The organism is Streptomyces sp. SD15, assembly GCF_054462255.1.
Map to the genome: position 1 here is coordinate 37,435 of NZ_JBTLMO010000039.1, position 19,863 is coordinate 57,297.

The window sequence follows — 19,863 nt, forward strand, 5'->3', positions numbered from 1 at the left end:
TGCGACGAACGTGACCCGGGGGAGGCCCAGCGGAACGTATCTGCGCACGGCTGAACCTCTGCCCTTCGCGCACTGCGACACTTCAGTCACGCTACGCTCACGTGGATTCCGACGTAGAGAGGCAACTCGACATCAGAGCGACAGCTCACCCAGGCACTCCCAGTTCACGGCAGAACGGCACAAGGCGACGAATGCCCCAGCACACCTCCGGGCCCGATCGGGCGGCGATCCCCCCAGCCGCGCGCGACGGCGGTAGCGTGCGCCCGCCCGCTCCCTCGACGGTCGACGAGTTGTGGCGGTCGTACAAGGCGACGGGGGACGAGCGGCTGCGCGAGCAGCTGATCCTGCACTACTCGCCGTTGGTGAAATATGTGGCGGGCCGGGTGAGTGTGGGTCTGCCGGCCAATGTGGAGCAGGCGGACTTCGTGTCGTCGGGGGTGTTCGGGCTGATCGACGCGATCGAGAAGTTCGACATCGAACGGGAGATCAAGTTCGAGACGTACGCGATCACGCGGATCCGGGGCGCGATGATCGACGAACTGCGGGCGCTGGACTGGATTCCGCGGTCCGTGCGGCAGAAGGCGCGCAATGTCGAGCGGGCGTACGCGACGCTGGAGGCGCGGCTGCGGCGCACTCCGTCGGAGGGGGAGGTGGCCCGTGAGATGGGGATCGGGGTGGAGGAACTCCACGCGGTCTTCAGCCAGTTGTCGCTGGCGAACGTGGTGGCGCTGGAGGAACTCCTGCATGTCGGCGGGGAGGGCGGTGACCGACTGAGTCTGATGGACACGCTGGAGGACACCGCGGCCGACAACCCGGTGGAGGTCGCCGAGGACCGGGAGCTGCGGAGGTTTCTGGCGCGGGCGATCAATACGTTGCCCGAGCGGGAGAAGACCGTGGTCACGCTCTACTACTACGAGGGGCTCACGCTCGCGGAGATCGGGAACGTCCTGGGCGTGACCGAGAGCAGGGTGAGCCAGATTCACACCAAATCCGTGCTCCAGCTGCGGGCGAAGCTGGCGAGTTTCGCCCGCTGACCTCGACAGTGGAGGGGTGCTGAATCGTCTCTGCCGCGTCCCTGGTCTGTTGCCGGTGTGTCGATGGCGCGATCCTTTCGGGTGGTCGCAGTGGCTGCCGTTCGGAGCGGTCCGTCCGTAAAGTGGAGGGCGTGCCAAGGATTCGAGCGGCCTCCGTGGCCGAGCACCGGTCGATGCAGCGAGCCGCCCTGCTGGACGCGGCGCGGTCCCTGCTGTCCGAGGGCGGGACGGAGGCGCTGACCTTCCCGGCTCTCGCGGAGCGCACGGGGCTCGCGCGGTCCTCCGTGTATGAGTACTTCCGGTCTCGGGCGGCTGTGGTCGAAGAGCTGTGCGAGGTCGACTTTCCCCTGTGGGCGGCCGAGGTCTCGGCGGCGATGGAGCAGGTGGGAGCCCCAGAGGCCAAGGTCGAGGCCTATGTCCGGCAGCAGCTGGCGCTGGTCGGCGACCGGCGGCACCGCGCCGTGGTGGCCATCTCCGCGAGCGAGCTCGACGCCGGGGCCCGGGAGAAGATCCGTGCCGCTCATGGTGCGCTCGTCACGATGATCGTCGATGCGCTGCGGGAGATCGGGCACGCTGAGCCACGGCTGGCCGCGATGCTTCTCCAGGGTGTGGTCGATGCCGCTGTGCGGCGTATCGAGCTGGGGGCGGCGGAGGATCCCGGCGTGATCACGGAGGCGGCCGTCGCCATGGCCCTGCGGGGGGTTCGGGGCTGAGGCCCGTCCGCGTCCGGGCACCCGCTGAGTTCGGCGGGGACCCCACCCCAGTGGCACGCATCCCCGCACTCAGGACGGCTGTGACGGCACCCCGATCACCGGCAGCAGGCGGGACGGGCGTCTGTGCAGCAGGCCCGGGGGCAGCAAGGACAGCGGGTTCAGGTAGGTCTTCGCTCTGAGCAGGCCCCAGTGCAGGCATGAGACGGGGCAGTGGGAGCCCCCCGGTTCGCGCGTGCCCGGTACTTCGAGCGTGCCCAGCACCTCGCCCGTCGCCACCTCGTCGCCTTTCCTCACCGTCCCCCGTACGGGGGTGAAAGTCGTGCGCAAGGGTGGGGTGCCGGTGCCGGCCAGTTCCACCGAGACCACGCCCCGGCCGGCGACACGGCCCGCGAAGGAGACGCGACCAGGGGAGACGGCCCGGACCGGGGAGCCGGGGGCCGCCGCGAGGTCCACGCCGCGGTGGCCGCGGCCGTAGGGCGTCGCCGGGGGGTCCCAGGATCGTAGGACCGTGGGGCGCAGACCCACCGGCCAGAGGCGGGCGACTGTCGTCGGGACCGTCGTGTCGGGGCCAGGTGGCTGTGGCCCTGCGGGGCCGGGTGGACCGGTGGGGGCCGGGGGCGCCGGACCGTTCGTCCGGGCCAGGGCGGACGGGGTCAGCGTGCCCAGGACGGTCAGCGTCATTCCCAACAGCAACCCCAGCCACGTACGCGCACATCGTTTCGCTCGCATGCGAGAACCGTCCCGCATGGGGGCGGATCACGGCCGGGATCTGTGGATCACCGGCCGGTTGTGGACAGCGGCGTCACCCTGCACCTCGCGGGTCCCGTACACTTCTGATGGCGATCCGGGTCACCGGGTCGACTTCGCACGCCCCGACATTCGGTCATCAAAAGCCGGTGTCAGCGCCCCTCGGTCCCTCGTGGCAAGGCGCATCGCGGGCGTCAGGCGCGAGTGCCGTCCGGCACACGCGGCACAACCGAGAACACCAAGGAGAACGGCCATGGCCGTCGTCACGATGCGGGAGCTGCTGGAAAGCGGCGTCCACTTCGGTCACCAGACCCGTCGCTGGAACCCGAAGATGAAGCGCTTCATCTTCACCGAGCGCAACGGCATCTACATCATCGACCTGCTCCAGTCGCTGTCGTACATCGACCGCGCCTACGAGTTCGTCAAGGAGACCGTCGCCCACGGCGGCACGGTCATGTTCGTCGGCACGAAGAAGCAGGCGCAGGAGGCCATCGCGGAGCAGGCCACCCGCGTCGGCATGCCCTACGTCAACCAGCGCTGGCTGGGCGGCATGCTCACCAACTTCTCCACCGTCTACAAGCGTCTGCAGCGCCTCAAGGAGCTCGAGCAGATCGACTTCGAGGACGTCGCCGCTTCCGGTCTGACCAAGAAGGAGCTTCTCGTGCTCTCGCGCGAGAAGGCCAAGCTGGAGAAGACCCTCGGTGGTATCCGCGAGATGCAGAAGGTGCCCAGCGCCGTCTGGATCGTGGACACTAAGAAGGAGCACATCGCGGTCGGCGAGGCCCGGAAGCTCAACATTCCGGTCGTCGCCATCCTCGACACCAACTGTGACCCCGACGAGGTCGACTACAAGATCCCGGGCAACGACGACGCGATCCGTTCCGTCACCCTGCTCACCCGCGTGATCGCCGACGCCGTCGCCGAGGGCCTCATCGCCCGCTCCGGTGCCGGCAAGGCCGAGGGTGACAAGGCTGCGGGCGAGCCGCTCGCCGCATGGGAGCGCGACCTGCTCGAGGGCGAGAAGAAGGCCGACGAGGCCGAGGCCCCCGCTGAGGCTCCGGCCGCAGAGGCCCCCGCTGCCGAGGCCGAGACGCCGGCTGAGGCCGCTGTCGAGCCGGCCGCCGAGGCCCCCGTCGCCGAGGCCCCGGCCGCGGACGCCGAGCAGGCCTGACCCCTCACCCCTTCGGGTTACGGACGGCGGGGGCACACCAAGCCCCCGCCGTTCCGTCCGTAGATCTTCAGACTTCGAGAGAGATTCCAGGAATCATGGCGAACTACACCGCCGCCGACGTCAAGAAGCTCCGTGAGCTCACCGGCGCCGGCATGATGGACTGCAAGAAGGCGCTGGACGAGGCCGACGGCCACGTCGACAAGGCCGTCGAGGCGCTGCGCATCAAGGGCCAGAAGGGCGTCGCCAAGCGCGAGGGCCGCTCCGCCGAGAACGGCGCTGTGGTTTCCATCATTGCTGACGACAACACCTCCGGTGTCCTGGTCGAGCTGAAGTGCGAGACGGACTTCGTCGCCAAGGGCGAGAAGTTCCAGGCCGTCGCCAACCAGATCGCCGAGCACGTCGTCAAGACCTCCCCGGCCGACCTCGACGCGCTCCTCGGCTCCGAGATCGAGGCCGGCAAGACGGTTCAGGCGTTCGTCGACGAGGCCAACGCCAACCTGGGCGAGAAGATCGTCCTGGACCGCTTCGCGCAGTTCGCCGGCGTCTACGTCTCCTCGTACATGCACCGCACCATGCCCGACCTGCCCCCGCAGATCGGTGTTCTGGTCGAGCTGGACAAGGCCGACGCCGACCTCGCCAAGGGCATCGCGCAGCACATCGCCGCCTTCTCGCCGAAGTACCTCTCCAAGGAGGACGTCCCGGCCGAGGTCGTCGAGTCCGAGCGCCGCGTCGCCGAGGAGACCACGCGCGCCGAGGGCAAGCCCGAGGCCGCGCTCCCGAAGATCGTCGAGGGTCGCGTCAACGGCTTCTTCAAGGAGGCCACCCTGCTGGGCCAGCCCTACGCGCTGGACCAGAAGAAGTCCGTTCAGAAGGTCCTGGACGAGGCCGGTGTCACCCTGAAGCGCTTCACGCGCATCAAGGTCGGCATCTGAGTCCGTACCGCGATCGACACGCGACCCCGCTAGGGTCGACAGCAGTCGTCCGCGTACGCCGGCACGCGCGCGTGCGTTCCGGACGACAGCAGATCTGACGAGGAGGCCATTGCCGCGCATGGGAGCCAGCACCCACCGGCAATGGCCTTCTTCGTATGTGCACCATGAGGAGATCTCCATGACCACCACCCAGGCCGACCAGGGCGAGAAGACCGACGAGGGCAAAGGCGCGGGACGCTTTCTGCTGAAGCTTTCCGGCGAGGCGTTCGCCGGTGGCGGCGGACTGGGCGTGGATCCCGACGTGGTGCACAAGATCGCCCGCGAGATCGCGGCAGTCGTGCGCGGCGGAGCCCAGATCGCCGTCGTCATCGGCGGCGGCAACTTCTTCCGCGGCGCCGAACTCCAGCAGCGCGGCATGGACCGGGCCCGCTCCGACTACATGGGCATGCTCGGCACGGTCATGAACTGCCTCGCCCTCCAGGACTTCCTGGAGAAGGAGGGCATCGACAGCCGCGTACAGACCGCCATCACCATGGGGCAGGTCGCCGAGCCGTACATCCCGTTGCGTGCCGTACGGCACCTGGAGAAGGGCCGTGTGGTCATCTTCGGCGCCGGTATGGGCATGCCGTACTTCTCCACCGACACCACCGCCGCCCAGCGCGCCCTGGAGATCGACGCCGAGGCCCTGCTGATGGGCAAGAACGGTGTGGACGGGGTCTACGACTCCGACCCCAAGACCAACCCCGAGGCCGTCAAGTTCGACTCGCTCAGCTACGGCGAGGTCATCACCCGCGACCTCAAGGTCGCCGACATGACCGCCATCACGCTGTGCCGCGACAACGCGCTGCCGATCCTGGTCTTCGAGCTCCTGGCGGAGGGCAATATCGCGCGCGCCGTCAAGGGTGAGAAGATCGGCACACTCGTGGGTGACCAAAGCGGCCGGGCCTGACCGGGGAGCACCCTGACGGGGACCAACCCCGACCGGGGACGCACCCCGGCCGAGTACGGACCCTGACCGGGGGATGGACAATGTCCTGCCGGTCGGGAACCGTGCAGGAATAAGACGCGACGCAGCCGGCCGCACCCCGACAAGGAACAGCTGCCGGGCCTACTCAAGACACGCAGGAGCAAGTGGTGATCGAAGAGACCCTCCTCGAGGCCGAGGAGAAGATGGAGAAGGCCGTCGTGGTCGCCAAGGAGGACTTCGCCGCGATCCGCACCGGTCGTGCGCACCCGGCGATGTTCAACAAGATCGTGGCCGACTACTACGGCGCGCTGACGCCGATCAACCAGCTGGCCTCGTTCGCGGTACCCGAGCCGCGCATGGCCGTGGTGACCCCGTTCGACAAGAGCGCGCTGCGCAACATCGAGCAAGCGATCCGCGACTCCGACCTGGGTGTCAACCCGAGCAACGACGGCAGCATCATCCGAGTGGTGTTCCCCGAGCTCACCCAGGAGCGCCGCAAGGAGTTCATCAAGGTCGCCAAGACCAAGGGTGAGGACGCCAAGATCTCGATCCGCTCCGTGCGCCGCAAGGCGAAGGAGACCATCGACAAGCTGATCAAGGACGGCGAGGTCGGCGAGGACGAGGGCCGCCGTGCGGAGAAGGAGCTCGACGACACCACCGCGAAGTACGTCGCCCAGGTGGACGAGCTCCTGAAGCACAAGGAAGCGGAGCTGCTCGAGGTCTGATGAACGACTCTTCCTGGGGGGCGCCGCCACAAGCCGGGTACTGGGGGCCGTCCGCGCAGGGGCCTGCCCAGGGGGCAGCCCCGGCGGGTCCCACGTACGATGCGCATCACGCGCAGCACACTCGGCCCATGCCCATCGTGCCCGATGACGTACCCACACATGGCGGAGACCAGGATGGCGACCGGGGGGCCGCTCGGCTGAGCGGTCCCGCGGTCCGCGACGACACACCGCAGGCGGCGCCCTATGGGGCCCCGTCGCACAACCCGCAGAGTCCGCAGGAGCCCATGCCCAGCGCCGCCCCACAGCCCGCCCCCGCACCGCAGAAGAAGAGCGCGGGCCGCGATCTGGGTGCCGCGATAGGGGTGGGCGTCGGGCTCGGTGCGGTGATCGTCGCGTCGTTGTTCGTCGTCAAGGCCGTGTTCGTCGGTGTGGTGGCGGTCGCCGTGGTGGTGGGCCTGTGGGAGCTCACGTCAAGGCTCGCGGAGCGCAAGGGCATCAAGGCGCCGCTCGTGCCGCTGGCGGTCGGCGGAGCGGCGATGGTCGTCGCCGGTTACGTCCGGGGTGCCGAGGGCGCGTGGGTCGCCATGGCGCTCACCGCGCTCGCGGTCCTGGTCTGGCGGATGACCGAACCGCCCGAGGGCTACCTCAAGGACGTCACGGCGGGGGTCTTCGCGGCCTTCTACGTGCCGTTCCTGGCCACGTTCGTCGCGCTCATGCTCGCCGCGGACGACGGCCCGCGCCGCGTTCTGACGTTTCTGCTGCTGACGGTCGTCAGCGACACCGGTGCGTACGCGATCGGCTGGCGCTTCGGCAAGCGCAAGCTGGCACCGCGCATCAGCCCCGGCAAGACCCGCGAGGGTCTGATCGGAGCGGTCACCTTCGCGATGGCCGCGGGTGCGCTGTGCATGCAGTTCCTGATCGAGGACGGCACCTGGTGGCAGGGTCTGCTGCTCGGCCTCGCGGTCGCGGCCAGCGCCACGCTCGGCGACCTCGGCGAGTCCATGATCAAGCGGGACCTGGGCATCAAGGACATGGGCACGTTGCTGCCGGGGCACGGCGGCATCATGGACCGGCTGGATTCCCTGTTGCCGACGGCACCGGTGGTGTGGCTGCTGCTGGTGCTCTTCGTCGGCTCCGGCTGATCCGTACGAGGGTCCGGCAGCTCCTCCAAGGTGCGGCTGACCTGCGGTTGTGATGGTGGCGGGGGCTCGTTGTCCACAGGACGGCGAGCCCTCTCCGTATGTCTGTGACACGGCGAGCGGGCGCGGATCCCGCCACCGATGGGCAGGCGGTCAGTGAGGGCCCAGACCGCCGCCGCCGAACGAACCGGTTCTACCCTCGACCCAGCGTGGCGGCTTCTTCAAGGGACTCGTGCGGGTTGGCGTGTGGGCCAGCTCGTACGGGGTGAGAGCGTGTTGGTCCTTGGTCACCTTGGGGACCTCGGCGGGCTCCCGGATCTCCCGGGTTTCGTGGACCGGGCCGTCCGCGGGAAGGCGCGGCTGGTCCTCAGGGCGTGGCAGGCGCTCGCTGGCCCGTATGCGGCAGCCCAGCCAGAAGCCGCCTGCCAGCAGCGCCAGGACGGCTACGGCGACCCCGAACAGCGCAAGGCTGATGAGGCCGCTCGGCTCTGCAATCTGCATCGATGCGATACTCATACAAGGCAAATACCCTCAAATTGCCCCATGAATCAACCGTCCTGATCGCGCCGGGCGTCGGTGAACGCCTCCCCCGCCGCGTGATCGCGAACGCCTCGGTCCGCTGCGTGGCGTCGAGGACGCGCTGGTGTTGCACGCGCTACGTCACCAGCGTCCGGCTGGTCTTCCAGGGCGCCCCCGACCTGCGGTTTTGATGGGCGAGGCCCAGCCGTGTCCCCCAACATGCCCGATCGAGCAGCGACCGGCGGGGAGTAACGGGGAACACCGGCGAGCAGCCCGAGAACCCGCACGTCAGCGTCTCGCCAGCTCAGCCCCGATCCGCATACGCGATCTTCCAAACTGGGGCTCTGGGTGACTGGGGCTGGAGGGTCCTTCCGCGGCTGGCTTGGCTGAGTCGTGGAGGACTCACCGCTCGGCGAATGAGCGCGAGGGAGTCTTGCAGTGGGGCCCGTATAGAGGGGTGTGAGGACGCGGGCGTCGTCATGTGCGTCGGATGACCAGCAAGGCGACGTCGTCGAGGTGGTCGACCGCGATCGCGGCGTCGAGGATGCGGTCGGCGGTCTCTTCGGCGTTCAGTCCGTCGTGGACGGCTTGGGCGGCCAGTGTTCCGGCTCGTTCCAGTCCGGCGTCCAGCGTCAGGCCTGGTCCTTCTACCACGCCGTCGGTGACCATGACCAGCGCGCTGTCCTCGTCCAGGGTGAAGGGCTCCGCGCGGTATTTGATGCCGGGCGCGACGCCCAGGACCGGCCCGCCCGGCAGCTCACGGACATCGTGGCTGCCGTCCCTGTGTGCGCACAGCACCGGCACATGGCCGGCGCTGGTGCCCGTGACCCGTCCGTCGCGCGAGTCGACATGCAGGATGGTGCAGCTGGTGAATCGTGCGGCATCCATCGTGACGAGCAGCTCGTTGGTGCGCGTCAGCACGGTTCCCGGATCCGGTTCCTGGGAGGCGATCAGGCGCAAGGACAAGCGGACCTGTCCCATGAAGGCGGCGGCCTCCACGTCGTGCCCCTGGACGTCGCCGATCTCCAGGGCGATCGCGCCGTCGGGCAGCACGAAGGCGTCGTACCAGTCTCCGCCGATGTCCAGCCCGTCACGGCTGGGCCGGTAGCGGGCGGCGACCTCCAGGCCCGGGAGGTGCTCGGGCAGCGTGGGGAGCATGGTCTGCTGCAGCGCCGTGGCCAGCTCGACTCGCGCCTGCTGCAACCTGATGCGCCGCAGCGCCTGGCCTGCCAGGTCGGCCAGCGTGCCCATGAGGGTCCGCTCGTCCAGAGACGGCTGGTATCCGCGGTGGTAGGTCATCACCCACGCCCCGAGCGGTTGATCGCCGGTCTCGCTGAGGGGGGTGATCGAGAAGGCGTAGTCGGAGCCGAGCCGGTCGAGCCGCGGAAATGGGCCGTGCGGCCAGCGGCGGATGTGGTGCTTCCGGTCGGGGATGAACTGCGGCCGGCCGGTGCGGATCGCCTCAGGCAGCGGACTCGGATGGCCCAGCCGCAGGCCGTTCAGGGCCTGGACCTCGCGCATGGCTATCCCGGCATCGGTGGCGCAGCGCAGGCGGCTGTCGTCGACGAGTGCGAGCAGGGCGCCGCTGGCGCCGAAGGTCGCGGCGAGCCTGGTCAGGACGACCTGCTGCAACTCCTGCTCCGAGGCTGCGATGATCAAGGCGGAGGAGAAGTCGGCGATGTCCTTGGCGCGCTGTCGCTCGGCAGCCAGTGCGGCCTGCGCCTTCTGCTTGCGCTTCTCCTGTTGGTGTCGTCGCGGACCACCCCGAAGATCCGTTCGGGGCCGCCATACCCCAGCTGGAGCCGACGGGTCTGGGCGGCCAGTTGGTGCCAGCCGTCGTGCTGGGTGAGGTATCGCAACCTCACCCAGGGGGACTGCTGGATGGGGGCCGAGCGCAGGAGCTGCCGGAAGGCCTCCCGGTCGTCCGGGTGCACTGCCGAGATCACTCTGGAAAACGGCGCAGTGGAATCCGGGAAGAGCGCGGCCACGACGGGTGCGCCACCGAGCCACTCCAGCTGGTCCCGATGGGGGGCATACATCCACAGGCCGAGGTCGGCGGCCTCGGTGGCCAACCGGAACGGGATCAGCAGGCTGGGCAGGTCGTTTCGCGCATCCAGCGCGTGCACCCAGACCAGCTGCTCGTCACCGGCGGAATCCTTCACTTGCCGCGCCTCGATCAAGCAGGCAAGGGGTACTCCGTTTTGCCCGGGGAACTCCAGCACCCGCATCGCGGTCGTGCTCGTCCTGGCGGCGTGGATCAGACTATCGGCACAGAGCTGTCGGCCTGCAGGCCATAGATCACAGAAGTCACGTCCCAGGCACTGCTCCGCCGGCCTGCCCAGCGCCGTGGCCATCGCGGCGTTGAGGCCGCGCATGGCACCGTCCAGGGTCAGAAGGGCTGACGGGTCAGCCCTTCGAAGAAGTTCGTCCGAGGCGTCCATCTGTGGCTCCCTGGCATATACCAAAACAGCCTTTTCAGCTATCGTCGCGCATTTTGCCGTGATGTCTCTACGGACGGGGGCAGGACGAGCACGGACGCTGATGCACGGCCGACCTGGGGCTGCGGGCGTTCGACTCACACAGAGTGACCTCAGGCTCGATCCGATAAGGAAGAGCCACAGGTTCAAGACTGCACGAATCGGGGGCTTCGTACGTATAGATGGCGTGCCTAGATGGCGTGCCGGACGCCATGGGGCTGGCGGAGACCACGTCCATGCCGCCGGGGATGGCTCTCCCGGCCCTCGGTGCCTGCGTCAGCGGTGAGGTCTACTGGCACGCCCACAACCACCAGGTCAGGGTCCGGCTCGACGAGTGGCCGGCAGTTGACGAGTGATCGCCGCTGGGCCGTCTCTGGGCCGTCCGAGGCCGCTCGGTGGCGACCGGTGACGACTACCGACGGCAGTCGTAGTCAGCGGCAGCCGCAGGTCACTCAAGTGGATCTGCGACACTGGTTGAGCCATGCCTAAGCCCGGAGAACTTACTTTTGTCGCGCCGCGCGGAGCCAAGAAGCCGCCGCGGCACCTCGCCGATCTCACGCCTGCCGAGCGGAAAGAGGCCGTCGCCGCGATCGGTGAGAAGCCGTTTCGCGCCAAGCAGCTCTCGCAGCACTACTTCGCGCGGTACGCGCACGACCCGGCGGAGTGGACGGACATCCCGGCCGCCGCGCGCGGCAAGCTCCAGGAGGCACTGCTTCCCGAGCTGATGACGGTCGTGCGGCATCTGTCGACCGACCAGGACACCACCCGCAAGACCCTGTGGCGGCTGTTCGACGGCACGCTCGTGGAGTCCGTGCTGATGCGCTACCCGGACCGGGTGACCATGTGCATCAGCTCCCAGGCGGGCTGCGGGATGAACTGCCCGTTCTGCGCCACCGGCCAGGCCGGTCTCGACCGGAACCTGTCCACCGGTGAGATCGTGCACCAGATCGTGGACGGCATGCGGGCGCTGCGGGACGGCGAGATCCCGGGTGGCCCGGCGCGGCTGAGCAACATCGTCTTCATGGGTATGGGTGAGCCGCTCGCCAACTACAAGCGGGTGGTCGGGTCGATCCGCGCTCTCACCGACCCCGAGCCGGACGGGCTCGGGCTCTCGCAGCGCGGTATCACCGTGTCGACGGTCGGACTCGTCCCCGCCATCCACCGGTTCGCCGACGAGGGCTTCAAGTGCCGGCTCGCCATCTCGCTGCACGCGCCGGACGACGAGCTGCGCGACACCCTCGTACCCGTCAACACGCGGTGGAAGGTGCGCGAGGTGCTGGATGCCGGATGGGAGTACGCGGCCAAGTCGGGGCGTCGGCTCTCCATCGAGTACGCCCTCATCCGGGACATCAACGACCAGGCATGGCGCGGTGACCGGCTCGGGCGGCTCCTCAAGGGCAAGCCCGTGCATGTCAATCTCATCCCGCTGAACCCGACCCCGGGTTCGAAGTGGACCGCCTCGCGGCCCGAGGACGAGAAAGCGTTCGTCGAGGCGATCGCGGCCCATGGGGTGCCGGTCACGGTCCGGGACACCCGGGGCCAGGAGATCGACGGGGCGTGCGGTCAGCTCGCGGCCACCGAGCGGTAACCTGTGCTCGGTACGTACATCTTCATATTCCGACAGGGGAGCGCCACAGCGCTGAGAGTGCGGTAGCCGGAACTCCGGTGGGCCGCAGACCCTCAGAACCTTGCCCAGGTCATTCTGGGTAGGAAGTTCGGGCATCACTCAAGCTGTTGCGCCCTGCCCGGGAACCTCCCACGGTTCCCGGGCAGGGCCGCGTCTCTTCCTGGTCATCCCAGGAGGAATTCAGTGGGCATCAAGAGGACGATCACGGCCGTGGGTATCGGCCTGGGCCTGGTCACGCTGTCCGCGTGCGGGTCCGCCGACAGCAGCGACGCCGGGGACTCCAAGACCGTGACCCTCGTCAGTCACGACTCCTTCGCCTACTCCAAGAGCGTGCTGAACGCGTTCGAGAAGGAGTCCGGCTACAAGGTCAGGATCCTCAAGGACGGGGACGCCGGGCAGGCCGTGAACAAGGCCGTCCTCACCAAGGACAACCCGCAGGGCGACGTCTTCTTCGGCGTCGACAACACCCTGCTGTCCCGTGCGCTCGACAACGGGCTCTTCCAGCCGTACGAGGCGAGCGGCTCGGACCAGATCCTCCCGGAGTACCGGGTCGACCAGGACAAGCACCGGGTCACGCCGATCGACTCCGGTGACATCTGCGTCAACTACGACAAGAAGTACTTCGCCGACCACAAGCTGGCCCCGCCGACCTCCTTCGACGACCTGATCAAGCCCGCGTACAAGAACCTGCTCGTCACGGAGAACGCGTCCACCTCCTCGCCCGGCCTCGGGTTCCTGCTCGGGACCGCCGCCGAGTACGGGGATGGGGGCACCTCCCGCTCGAGCGAAGCCGAGAGTGGGGGAGGCTGGCCGGACTACTGGAAGAAACTGAAGGCCAACGGTGTGAAGGTGGTCGACGGCTGGGAGCAGGCGTACAACGACGAGTTCTCCGGGTCGGCCGGCGGAAAGAAGGCCAAGGCCGACCGGCCGCTGGTGGTCTCCTACGCCTCCTCGCCGCCCGCCGAGGTCATCTACGCCGACCCGAAGCCGACGACCGCGCCGACCGGGGTCGCGAGCGGCACCTGCTTCAGGCAGGTCGAGTACGCGGGGCTGCTGAGCAACGCCAAGAACACGAAGGGCGGCAAGGCGCTCATCGACTTCCTGGTCTCCAAGAAGTTCCAGGAGGACATGCCACTGAACATGTTCGTGTACCCGGTGGTCGAGGGCGCCGAGGTGCCGGCCGAGTTCACGCAGTTCGGTCCCCAGGCCAAGGACCCCGAGACTCTGGCTCCCGCCGAGATCGCCGACCACCGTGACCAGTGGGTCAAGTCGTGGACCTCACTCGTACTGAAGTAACTGAAGTACCCGAAGTGCCTGACGTGGCTGAAGTACGCGAAGTGACTGACGTGGCTGAAGTATGCGAAGTGACTGAAGCAGCCAAGGCGTTGCCCGACAAGCGTGGCAGCGCGGCGCGGCTCGGGCTCATGGCCCTGCCCGTCGCGTTCTTCGCCGTCCTCTTCGCCTACCCCGTCGCGGCCATCGTGGCCCGGGGCCTCAAGGTCGACGGGGTCTGGCAGTTCGGGCGGATCGGCGAGGTGCTGGCGCAGTCCGACATCCGGCACGTCCTGTGGTTCACCACGTGGCAGGCGCTCGCCTCGACGGCGCTCACGCTGCTGATCGCGCTCCCCGGCGCATACGTCTTCGCGCGCTTCGATTTCAGGGGCAAGCAAGTCCTGCGGGCCGTCGTGACCGTGCCGTTCGTGCTGCCGACCGTCGTCGTCGGTACGGCGTTCCTGGCCCTGGTCGGCCGGGGCGGGCTCCTGGACCAGCTGTGGGGCGTACGTCTGGACACCACCGTGTGGGCGATCCTGCTCGCGCACGTGTTCTTCAACTATGCGGTCGTCGTACGGACCGTCGGCGGGCTCTGGGCGCAGCTGGACCCGCGCCAGGAGGAGGCCGCGCGGATGCTCGGCGCCTCTCGGTTCGCGGCCTGGCGCAAGGTGACGCTCCCGGCCCTGAGCCCGGCCGTGGCCGCCGCCGCGCTCATGGTCTTCCTCTTCACCTTCACCTCGTTCGGTGTGGTGCAGATCCTCGGCGGGCCGACCTTCTCGACCCTGGAAGTCGAGATCTACCGGCAGACCTCGGAGATCTTCGACCTGGCGACGGCGGCCGTGCTGACGATCATCCAGTTCGTGGCCGTGGGCGCGATCCTCGCCGTGCACGCCGGGACCGTACGCCGCCGGGAGACCGCCCTGCGTCTGGTGTCCCCCGAGGTGACCGCGCGCAGGCCGCGAGGGGCCGGGCAGTGGGCGCTGCTCGTGGGGGTGCTGGCGAGCATCGCCGTCCTGCTCGTCCTGCCGCTCGGCGTGCTGGTCCAGCGGTCCTTCGACACCCCCGGCGGCTATGGATTCGCCTACTACAAGGCGCTGACCTCCGCCGACAGCGGCATCTTCCTGGTCGCGCCGATCGAGGCGATCGGCAACTCGCTCGCCTACGCGTTCGCCGCCACCGCCATCGCCGTGGTGATCGGCGGTCTGGCGGCCACCGCGCTCACCCGACGGGCCGGTCGTCTCGTACGAGGTTTCGACGCGCTGCTCATGCTGCCGCTCGGCGTGTCCGCTGTGACCGTCGGATTCGGCTTCCTGATCGCGCTCGACGAACCGCCACTGGATCTGAGGTCGTCCTGGATCCTGGTGCCGCTCGCGCAGGCGCTGGTGGGCGTGCCCTTCGTCGTCCGCACCATGCTGCCCGTGCTGCGGGCGGTGGACGGACGGCTGCGGGAGGCGGCGGCCGTGCTCGGGGCGTCGCCGTGGCGAGTATGGCGGGAGGTCGATCTGCCGATGGTGCGGCGGGCGCTGCTGATCGCGGCGGGGTTCGCCTTCGCGGTGTCGCTGGGCGAGTTCGGGGCGACGGTGTTCATCGCGCGGCCCGACAATCCGACGCTGCCGGTCGCCGTGGCCCGGCTGCTCGGGCGCGCGGGCGATCTCAACTACGGCCAGGCGATGGCCCTTTCGACGATCTTGATGGTGGTGTGTGCGGTGGCGTTGCTGCTCTTGGAGCGAATGCGCACCGACCGGACGGGGGAGTTCTGATGACAAGGCTCGTCAAAGAGGCGCAGGCGGAGGTGAGGGCGAAGTCGGGGAACGCCCTGCTGAGGATCGAGGCGGCGACCGTACGCTTCGGCGGGCGGCCCGTGCTCGACGCCGTCGACCTCGAGGCCGCCGAGCACGAGATCGTGTGCGTGCTCGGGCCGAGCGGCAGTGGCAAGTCCACGCTGCTGCGGACGGTGGCCGGGCTCCAGGCGCTCGATGGCGGACGGGTGCTTCTCGGCGGACGCGACCAGGGCGGCGTGCCCGCGCACCAGCGCGGCGTCGGGCTGATGTTCCAGGACCACCAGCTCTTTCCCCAGCGGGACGTGGGCGGCAACGTCGCCTTCGGGCTGCGCATGCACGGCACGCCGAAGGACCAACAGGCCGTACGCGTACGGGAGTTGCTGGAGCTGGTCGGGTTGCCCGGAGCCGCATCCCGGGCCGTCGCCTCGCTCTCCGGCGGCGAGCAGCAGCGGGTCGCGCTGGCCCGGGCCCTCGCGCCGCGCCCCCGGTTGCTGATGCTCGACGAGCCGCTCGGCCAGCTCGACCGCTCGCTGCGCGAACGACTGGTCGTCGAACTCAGAGAACTCTTCGGTGAGTTGGGCACGACCGTGCTCGCGGTCACGCACGACCAGGGGGAGGCGTTCGCGCTCGCCGACCGGGTCGTGGTGATGCGCGACGGACGGATCGCCCAGTCCGGTACGCCACTTGAGGTCTGGCAGCACCCGGCGGACGAGTTCGTGGCACGTTTCCTCGGCTTCGACAACGTGGTCGGGGCGACGGTGAGCGATCGGGTCGCGGACACCCCGTGGGGGAAGCTTCCGGTGCCGGAAGGCACCGAGCAGGGTCCCGGCGCGCTGCTGGTGCGGCCCGCGGGCGTACGGCTGGTCGCCCCCGCGGACGGGCTGCGCTGCATCGTGGCCGCTCGCACCTTCCGGGGCACTCATGTCGCCGTACAGCTGCAGCCCGCGGGCGGGCCGCGGCTCGAGGCGGCGTGTGCGCTGCGGGAGGCGCCGGCGCCCGGGGACGAGGTCGGGGTGGCGTTCGACGTGGCCGAGATCGTCGTACTCGGGAAGCAGTCGGCCGGATGAATGGAGTCGTGGCCGCAGGGGAGCGCCGCATAAGGTGCGGGGCATGACGCTTCTCGCACATGACCGCTATTGCGACGCGATCGAGTCGCAGGTGCGGCAGTTCAGGGACGTGGTGGCCTCCGGGGCGGACCTTTCCGCGACCGTGCCGACCTGCCCGGACTGGTCGCTGGAGCAGCTCGTACGGCACACCGGCGGAGCGCTGCGCTGGGCGGAACTCATGGTCCGGACGAGGACGCAGGAGCCCATCCCCGAGGCGGAGGTTCCGCGCGTCGGGGGACCGGAGGCCGAGGGCGACCCGGCCGCCCTGGACGTCTGGCTCGCGGAGACCGGCGAGACGCTGGTGGGCACGCTGCGCGAGGCGGGGCCCGATGCGAAGGTGTGGTCGTGGGCCGGTGTCCTCACCTCCGGTTTCTGGGCCCGCCGGATGACGCACGAGCTGGCGATCCACCGTGCCGACGCGACCCTGGCCGCCGGGTTGCCGTACGACGTGGCACCCGATGTGGCCGTGGACGCGATCGACGAGTGGCTGGAGATCATCGAGTTCGTGCAGCGGACACAGCCGCACGACGCGGCGACGGAGCTGCGTGGTCCGGGGCGCAGCATCCACCTCCACGCCACCGACGTCGGCCCCGAGCTGAACGCCGAGTGGGTCGTCGAACTCACCGAGAAGGGTGTCGTCTGGCGGCGGGGCCACGAGAAGGCGGCCGTCGCGCTGCGCGGCCCGCTCATCGACGTGCTGCTCGGCTTCTATCGCCGACTGCCGTTGGACGGTGGGGGGTTGGAGGTGCTGGGGGAGCGGGAACTGCTGGACTTCTGGCTGGAGCGGGCCACCTTCGGGTAGCGGGCGCGCACAGGCGTGCGGCCCGCCCCTCCGAGGGGGGACGGGCCACACGTTCGTCCTACGGGGTGCCGGTCAGTTGGCCTTCGAGCCGCCACGGCGGCGCATGCCGAAGAACACGGCTCCGCCGCCGACCACCACGAGGGCACCGGCGATACCGGCGATCACCGGGGTGTTGGAGTTCGCACCGGTCTCGGCGAGGTTCGACTCACCAACCGCCGGGGACGGGGAGTTGTCCCCTGCCGTGGCGGGCGCGGTGCTGCCGCTCTCCGACTCCGACGGGGTCGCGGAAGGCGTCTCCGAGGAGGCCGGGGAAGAGGGAGTCTCCGACGGCTCCGGGGTCACCGGGGTCACCGGGGTCTCCGAAGGCGACGGCGTCCCGGTGGTCTTGCACGCCTCGGACGGGGTGGTCAGCTGCGGCGAGATGTCCTCGTCGACGATGTTCCCGGCCTTGATGCGGACGCGGTACACGGCCTTGGGGGCCCAGTCCTCGGAGAAGGTGACGGTGGCGCCCTCGCGGGTGCCCTTGACCTTCTTGGAGCCGACGAGCTTCACGTCCGCGCCGTTCGACTCCAGGTAGACCGAGACCGTGGCGTTGACGCCCGTGGCGTCCGTGTCGGTCACGGTGATGATGCCCTTCCCGTTGTCGTCGCACGAGGCGGCGGCCGAGAAGTCACGAATGTTGCAAGCAAGTGCGTTGCCGGCGACGCCGAGCGCGAGCGCGGCGGTGGCGGAGGCAACACCGAGGATTCGCACAGAACGTGCGGTACGGCGAGATATGGACACGATTGCCCTTCAAAATGCGCAACTGCGGGGGGTTTGAGTGGGGTTCTGCTGTGGTAACAGCGCCCCCTCGGGCCTCACAGGTTTATAAGCGCCAGCTAAGTGCTGTCAATGCATATGCCCTGCCGTGCCGTTGGCTTTGCCTGGTCATTAACCCCCGAGGCGTTTGAGTGCCTCCGGGGCCTCCTCGATCCGGTCCACCAGCGCGATCCGGGACTCCATCGAACGCTCGCGGGCCAGCGATTGGAGGAGCGGCCAGGTGGGGTGCTTCTCGGTCCAGTGCGCGCGGTTCACGAGAACCATGGGGGTGGGCTCGCCGCGCGACTCGTAGTAGTTCGGGGTCGCGTTGTCGAAGATCTCCTGTACGGTCCCGGCGGCGCCCGGCAGGAACACGACGCCCGCGTTCGAGCGGGCCAACAGCCCGTCCTCACGGGTCGCGTTGGCGAAGTACTTGGCGATGTCCGAGGCGAAGGCGTTCGGCGGTTCGTGGCCGTAGAACCAGGTGGGGATGCCGACGGAGGCGCCGCCCGCGGGCCAGCGCTCGCGCACGGTGAAGGCGGCACGCGCCCAGTCGGTGATCGAGGGCACGAACGACGGTGCCCCAGCGAGGAGTTGGAACGCCTCGGTGAGCATCGCGTCGTCGAACGGAGCCGCGTACGCGCCGAGGTTCGCGGCCTCCATCGCGCCCGGGCCGCCGCCGGTGGCGACGATAAAACCGGCGCGCGCCAGCTCGCGACCCAGGCGGGCCGCGCCCTCGTACGCCTCCGTGCCGCGCGCCATCGCGTGGCCGCCCATCACGCCCACCACCCGTGCGCCGACGAGAAGCTCGTCGAGCGCGTCGGACACCGAGTCGTCGTGGATCGCGCGCAGCATCGACGCGAAGACGTCGCCGTCGGCCTTGGTCTGCTGTATCCAGGTGTAGGCGCGCGCGTCCAGCGTCGCCTCGTACCCGGCGTCCAGCGAGTGGAAGAGCTCGTCCGGGGTGTAGAGCAGACCCCGGTACGGGTCGAAGGGCAGCCCGGGGACGGGTGGGAAGACCAGCGCGCCCGAGGCTCTCACCCGCGCCGCCGCCTCGGGGGTCATCGGGCAGCCGAGGAAGACCGAGCCCGCGGTGTCCACAGAGAGCAGTGTCTCCGTACGATCCGTCAGATCGACTGCCTGGACACGGAATTGAGCGAGCGAGCCGTGCTCCGAGACGACCTCGTCGAACTCGGCGAGGGACTCGATCTCACGGTCGTGGCCGGCGTGAAGGGGGGTTGGCTGCACGCGGCCATGCTAGGCCCTGCCGTCAATTTCCCGTCGCCCACCCAGGAGCTACGCCGGTCCGCGCGAAGTGAGCTGTGCGCGGTCCGTCCGGCGATCGCGGACGCCGGAGTCCTCCTTCTGGCCGGCCCCCTGCTGCTCCCGCGCCGCGAGAACGCGCCGGAGAACAAGCTCACTGGCGCCTGAGTCCAAGAAGACCCAGGCGCGTTTGTCCCAGCGGGTGGGTGCGGCCCGTGAGTGCTTGATCACCTCGCCCCACGATCGAACAATGATCTCAGAGCGAGGTGCTCACATGATCCGCCGCACGGGCCCGGCCTCCGGGGAGTTCGGCTCAGCCCTGGACCGCTGCCGGGTCCATCCACATGACCTCCCAGGTGTGGCCGTCCGGGTCGTCGAAGGCGCGGCCGTACATGAAGCCGTGGTCCTGGGCCTCGCGTGTCTCCGAGCCGCCCGCCGCGAGGGCCTTGTCGCAGAGTTCGTCGACCTTCTCGCGGCTCTCGGCGCTCAGACACAGCAGCACCTCGCTGGTCCTGGTCGGGTCCGCGAGCTCCTTCTTCGTGAAGTCCGCGTAGCGCTGCTTGCTCAGCAGCATCGCGATGATCGTGTCGCTGATGACGACACACGCGCAGTCGTCCGTCGTGAATTGCGGGTTGATGGTGTAGCCGAGCTCCGTGAAGAACTTCTTCGAGGCGTCGACGTCGCTCACGGCGAGGTTCACGAAGATCATCTGCTGGTACATGAGTGGTCTCTCCCGGAGAAGGTGACGTGGCGTGCTGTACGGAGAGTTGGACCGCCCGTCCACGCGAAA

At 69.1% G+C, this 19,863-nt stretch carries 22 protein-coding genes; 15 read left to right on the forward strand and 7 right to left on the reverse strand.

Annotated features, from left to right (window positions below; all coding sequences use genetic code 11):
* Window positions 1–191 precede the first annotated feature (191 nt).
* Together whiG and ACX28W_RS31325 are read left to right on the forward strand one after the other, a co-directional pair.
* A complete protein-coding gene (whiG, locus tag ACX28W_RS31320) occupies window positions 192–1,034 on the forward strand; it encodes an RNA polymerase sigma factor WhiG (RefSeq protein WP_459003197.1) in 843 nt (280 codons plus the stop codon).
* Window positions 1,035–1,189: 155 nt separating this feature from the next.
* Window positions 1,190–1,747, forward strand: coding sequence for a TetR/AcrR family transcriptional regulator (locus ACX28W_RS31325; RefSeq protein ID WP_459003256.1), 558 nt, complete (start codon window positions 1,190–1,192; stop codon window positions 1,745–1,747).
* A 69-nt stretch (window positions 1,748–1,816) separates the two neighbouring features.
* On the opposite strand, the gene ACX28W_RS31330 is transcribed toward ACX28W_RS31325, so the two are convergent.
* Entirely contained in the window at window positions 1,817–2,476 is a 660-nt protein-coding gene (locus ACX28W_RS31330) for a peptidoglycan DD-metalloendopeptidase family protein (protein WP_459003198.1), read from the reverse strand.
* A 271-nt stretch (window positions 2,477–2,747) separates the two neighbouring features.
* Between ACX28W_RS31330 and rpsB the strand changes: the two genes are divergently transcribed.
* From rpsB to ACX28W_RS31355, 5 genes are all read left to right on the forward strand, one after another.
* On the forward strand, window positions 2,748–3,665 hold the full coding sequence (gene rpsB, locus ACX28W_RS31335; RefSeq protein ID WP_459003200.1) for a 30S ribosomal protein S2: 918 nt from the start codon (window positions 2,748–2,750) through the stop codon (window positions 3,663–3,665).
* Window positions 3,666–3,760: 95 nt separating this feature from the next.
* Window positions 3,761–4,597, forward strand: coding sequence for a translation elongation factor Ts (gene tsf, locus ACX28W_RS31340; RefSeq protein ID WP_459003202.1), 837 nt, complete (start codon window positions 3,761–3,763; stop codon window positions 4,595–4,597).
* A gap of 178 nt (window positions 4,598–4,775) precedes the next feature.
* The gene (gene pyrH / locus ACX28W_RS31345; RefSeq protein WP_362070763.1) at window positions 4,776–5,546 is read left to right on the forward strand and encodes a UMP kinase; all 771 of its coding nucleotides are present in this window, start codon (window positions 4,776–4,778) and stop codon (window positions 5,544–5,546) included.
* Window positions 5,547–5,731: 185 nt separating this feature from the next.
* The gene (gene frr, locus ACX28W_RS31350) at window positions 5,732–6,289 is read left to right on the forward strand and encodes a ribosome recycling factor (protein ID WP_153288324.1); all 558 of its coding nucleotides are present in this window, start codon (window positions 5,732–5,734) and stop codon (window positions 6,287–6,289) included.
* Window positions 6,289–7,431, forward strand: coding sequence for a phosphatidate cytidylyltransferase (locus ACX28W_RS31355; protein WP_459003204.1), 1,143 nt, complete (start codon window positions 6,289–6,291; stop codon window positions 7,429–7,431). The genes frr and ACX28W_RS31355 overlap by 1 nt, the downstream gene beginning before the upstream one ends.
* A gap of 150 nt (window positions 7,432–7,581) precedes the next feature.
* On the opposite strand, the gene ACX28W_RS31360 is transcribed toward ACX28W_RS31355, so the two are convergent.
* Complete coding sequence (locus ACX28W_RS31360) at window positions 7,582–7,929, reverse strand: DUF6479 family protein (RefSeq protein ID WP_459003206.1); 348 nt, start codon at window positions 7,927–7,929, stop codon at window positions 7,582–7,584.
* Between the two features lie 35 nt (window positions 7,930–7,964).
* Between ACX28W_RS31360 and ACX28W_RS31365 the strand changes: the two genes are divergently transcribed.
* Window positions 7,965–8,138: a hypothetical protein gene (locus ACX28W_RS31365; protein ID WP_459003207.1), complete on the forward strand. Its 174-nt coding sequence runs from the start codon at window positions 7,965–7,967 to the stop codon at window positions 8,136–8,138.
* A gap of 286 nt (window positions 8,139–8,424) precedes the next feature.
* Here the strand turns inward: ACX28W_RS31365 and ACX28W_RS31370 are convergent, their stop codons facing one another.
* Complete coding sequence (locus tag ACX28W_RS31370; RefSeq protein ID WP_459003209.1) at window positions 8,425–9,606, reverse strand: PP2C family protein-serine/threonine phosphatase; 1,182 nt, start codon at window positions 9,604–9,606, stop codon at window positions 8,425–8,427.
* Window positions 9,603–10,388 (reverse strand): PAS domain-containing protein, encoded by a 786-nt coding sequence (locus ACX28W_RS31375; protein ID WP_459003211.1) that lies wholly within the window; start codon window positions 10,386–10,388, stop codon window positions 9,603–9,605. The genes ACX28W_RS31370 and ACX28W_RS31375 overlap by 4 nt, the downstream gene beginning before the upstream one ends.
* Before the next feature lie 236 nt (window positions 10,389–10,624).
* Here ACX28W_RS31375 and ACX28W_RS31380 point away from each other — a divergent pair, with 236 nt between their 5' ends.
* From ACX28W_RS31380 to ACX28W_RS31405, 6 genes are all read left to right on the forward strand, one after another.
* The gene (locus tag ACX28W_RS31380) at window positions 10,625–10,780 is read left to right on the forward strand and encodes a hypothetical protein (RefSeq protein ID WP_459003213.1); all 156 of its coding nucleotides are present in this window, start codon (window positions 10,625–10,627) and stop codon (window positions 10,778–10,780) included.
* Window positions 10,781–10,905: 125 nt separating this feature from the next.
* Window positions 10,906–12,012: a 23S rRNA (adenine(2503)-C(2))-methyltransferase RlmN gene (gene rlmN, locus ACX28W_RS31385; protein ID WP_459003215.1), complete on the forward strand. Its 1,107-nt coding sequence runs from the start codon at window positions 10,906–10,908 to the stop codon at window positions 12,010–12,012.
* A gap of 222 nt (window positions 12,013–12,234) precedes the next feature.
* On the forward strand, window positions 12,235–13,347 hold the full coding sequence (locus ACX28W_RS31390) for a thiamine ABC transporter substrate-binding protein (RefSeq protein ID WP_459003217.1): 1,113 nt from the start codon (window positions 12,235–12,237) through the stop codon (window positions 13,345–13,347).
* Window positions 13,348–13,475: 128 nt separating this feature from the next.
* A complete protein-coding gene (locus ACX28W_RS31395) occupies window positions 13,476–15,083 on the forward strand; it encodes an ABC transporter permease (RefSeq protein WP_459003258.1) in 1,608 nt (535 codons plus the stop codon).
* Window positions 15,083–16,171: an ABC transporter ATP-binding protein gene (locus ACX28W_RS31400; protein WP_459003218.1), complete on the forward strand. Its 1,089-nt coding sequence runs from the start codon at window positions 15,083–15,085 to the stop codon at window positions 16,169–16,171. The genes ACX28W_RS31395 and ACX28W_RS31400 overlap by 1 nt, the downstream gene beginning before the upstream one ends.
* Window positions 16,172–16,214: 43 nt before the next feature.
* Window positions 16,215–17,012 carry a maleylpyruvate isomerase family mycothiol-dependent enzyme gene (locus ACX28W_RS31405; protein ID WP_459003220.1) on the forward strand — a complete coding sequence of 266 codons (798 nt, stop codon included), beginning with the start codon at window positions 16,215–16,217 and terminating at the stop codon, window positions 17,010–17,012.
* A 72-nt stretch (window positions 17,013–17,084) separates the two neighbouring features.
* Here ACX28W_RS31405 and ACX28W_RS31410 read toward each other — a convergent pair whose 3' ends face one another.
* A complete protein-coding gene (locus tag ACX28W_RS31410) occupies window positions 17,085–17,795 on the reverse strand; it encodes an LAETG motif-containing sortase-dependent surface protein (protein ID WP_459003222.1) in 711 nt (236 codons plus the stop codon).
* Window positions 17,796–17,942: 147 nt separating this feature from the next.
* Window positions 17,943–19,058, reverse strand: a complete 1,116-nt coding sequence (locus ACX28W_RS31415) for an LOG family protein (protein ID WP_459003223.1) — start codon at window positions 19,056–19,058, stop codon at window positions 17,943–17,945.
* A gap of 6 nt (window positions 19,059–19,064) precedes the next feature.
* Here ACX28W_RS31415 and ACX28W_RS31420 point away from each other — a divergent pair, with 6 nt between their 5' ends.
* Window positions 19,065–19,241 (forward strand): hypothetical protein, encoded by a 177-nt coding sequence (locus ACX28W_RS31420; protein ID WP_459003224.1) that lies wholly within the window; start codon window positions 19,065–19,067, stop codon window positions 19,239–19,241.
* 145 nt (window positions 19,242–19,386) lie between these two features.
* Here ACX28W_RS31420 and ACX28W_RS31425 read toward each other — a convergent pair whose 3' ends face one another.
* Window positions 19,387–19,794 carry a VOC family protein gene (locus ACX28W_RS31425; protein WP_459003226.1) on the reverse strand — a complete coding sequence of 136 codons (408 nt, stop codon included), beginning with the start codon at window positions 19,792–19,794 and terminating at the stop codon, window positions 19,387–19,389.
* Window positions 19,795–19,863 lie beyond the last annotated feature (69 nt).

What these genes read in the sequence shown, in the direction of transcription:
- whiG (WP_459003197.1), top strand. Translation starts at nt 192, where the DNA reads ATGCCCCAGCACACCTCCGGGCCCGATCGGGCGGCGATCCCCCCAGCC.
- ACX28W_RS31330 (WP_459003198.1), bottom strand. Translation starts at nt 2,476, where the DNA reads ATGCGAGCGAAACGATGTGCGCGTACGTGGCTGGGGTTGCTGTTGGGA.
- rpsB (WP_459003200.1), top strand. Translation starts at nt 2,748, where the DNA reads ATGGCCGTCGTCACGATGCGGGAGCTGCTGGAAAGCGGCGTCCACTTC.
- tsf (WP_459003202.1), top strand. Translation starts at nt 3,761, where the DNA reads ATGGCGAACTACACCGCCGCCGACGTCAAGAAGCTCCGTGAGCTCACC.
- pyrH (WP_362070763.1), top strand. Translation starts at nt 4,776, where the DNA reads ATGACCACCACCCAGGCCGACCAGGGCGAGAAGACCGACGAGGGCAAA.
- ACX28W_RS31355 (WP_459003204.1), top strand. Translation starts at nt 6,289, where the DNA reads ATGAACGACTCTTCCTGGGGGGCGCCGCCACAAGCCGGGTACTGGGGG.
- ACX28W_RS31360 (WP_459003206.1), bottom strand. Translation starts at nt 7,929, where the DNA reads ATGCAGATTGCAGAGCCGAGCGGCCTCATCAGCCTTGCGCTGTTCGGG.
- ACX28W_RS31375 (WP_459003211.1), bottom strand. Translation starts at nt 10,388, where the DNA reads ATGGACGCCTCGGACGAACTTCTTCGAAGGGCTGACCCGTCAGCCCTT.
- rlmN (WP_459003215.1), top strand. Translation starts at nt 10,906, where the DNA reads ATGCCTAAGCCCGGAGAACTTACTTTTGTCGCGCCGCGCGGAGCCAAG.
- ACX28W_RS31395 (WP_459003258.1), top strand. Translation starts at nt 13,476, where the DNA reads ATGGCCCTGCCCGTCGCGTTCTTCGCCGTCCTCTTCGCCTACCCCGTC.
- ACX28W_RS31400 (WP_459003218.1), top strand. Translation starts at nt 15,083, where the DNA reads ATGACAAGGCTCGTCAAAGAGGCGCAGGCGGAGGTGAGGGCGAAGTCG.
- ACX28W_RS31405 (WP_459003220.1), top strand. Translation starts at nt 16,215, where the DNA reads ATGACGCTTCTCGCACATGACCGCTATTGCGACGCGATCGAGTCGCAG.
- ACX28W_RS31420 (WP_459003224.1), top strand. Translation starts at nt 19,065, where the DNA reads ATGCTAGGCCCTGCCGTCAATTTCCCGTCGCCCACCCAGGAGCTACGC.
- ACX28W_RS31425 (WP_459003226.1), bottom strand. Translation starts at nt 19,794, where the DNA reads ATGTACCAGCAGATGATCTTCGTGAACCTCGCCGTGAGCGACGTCGAC.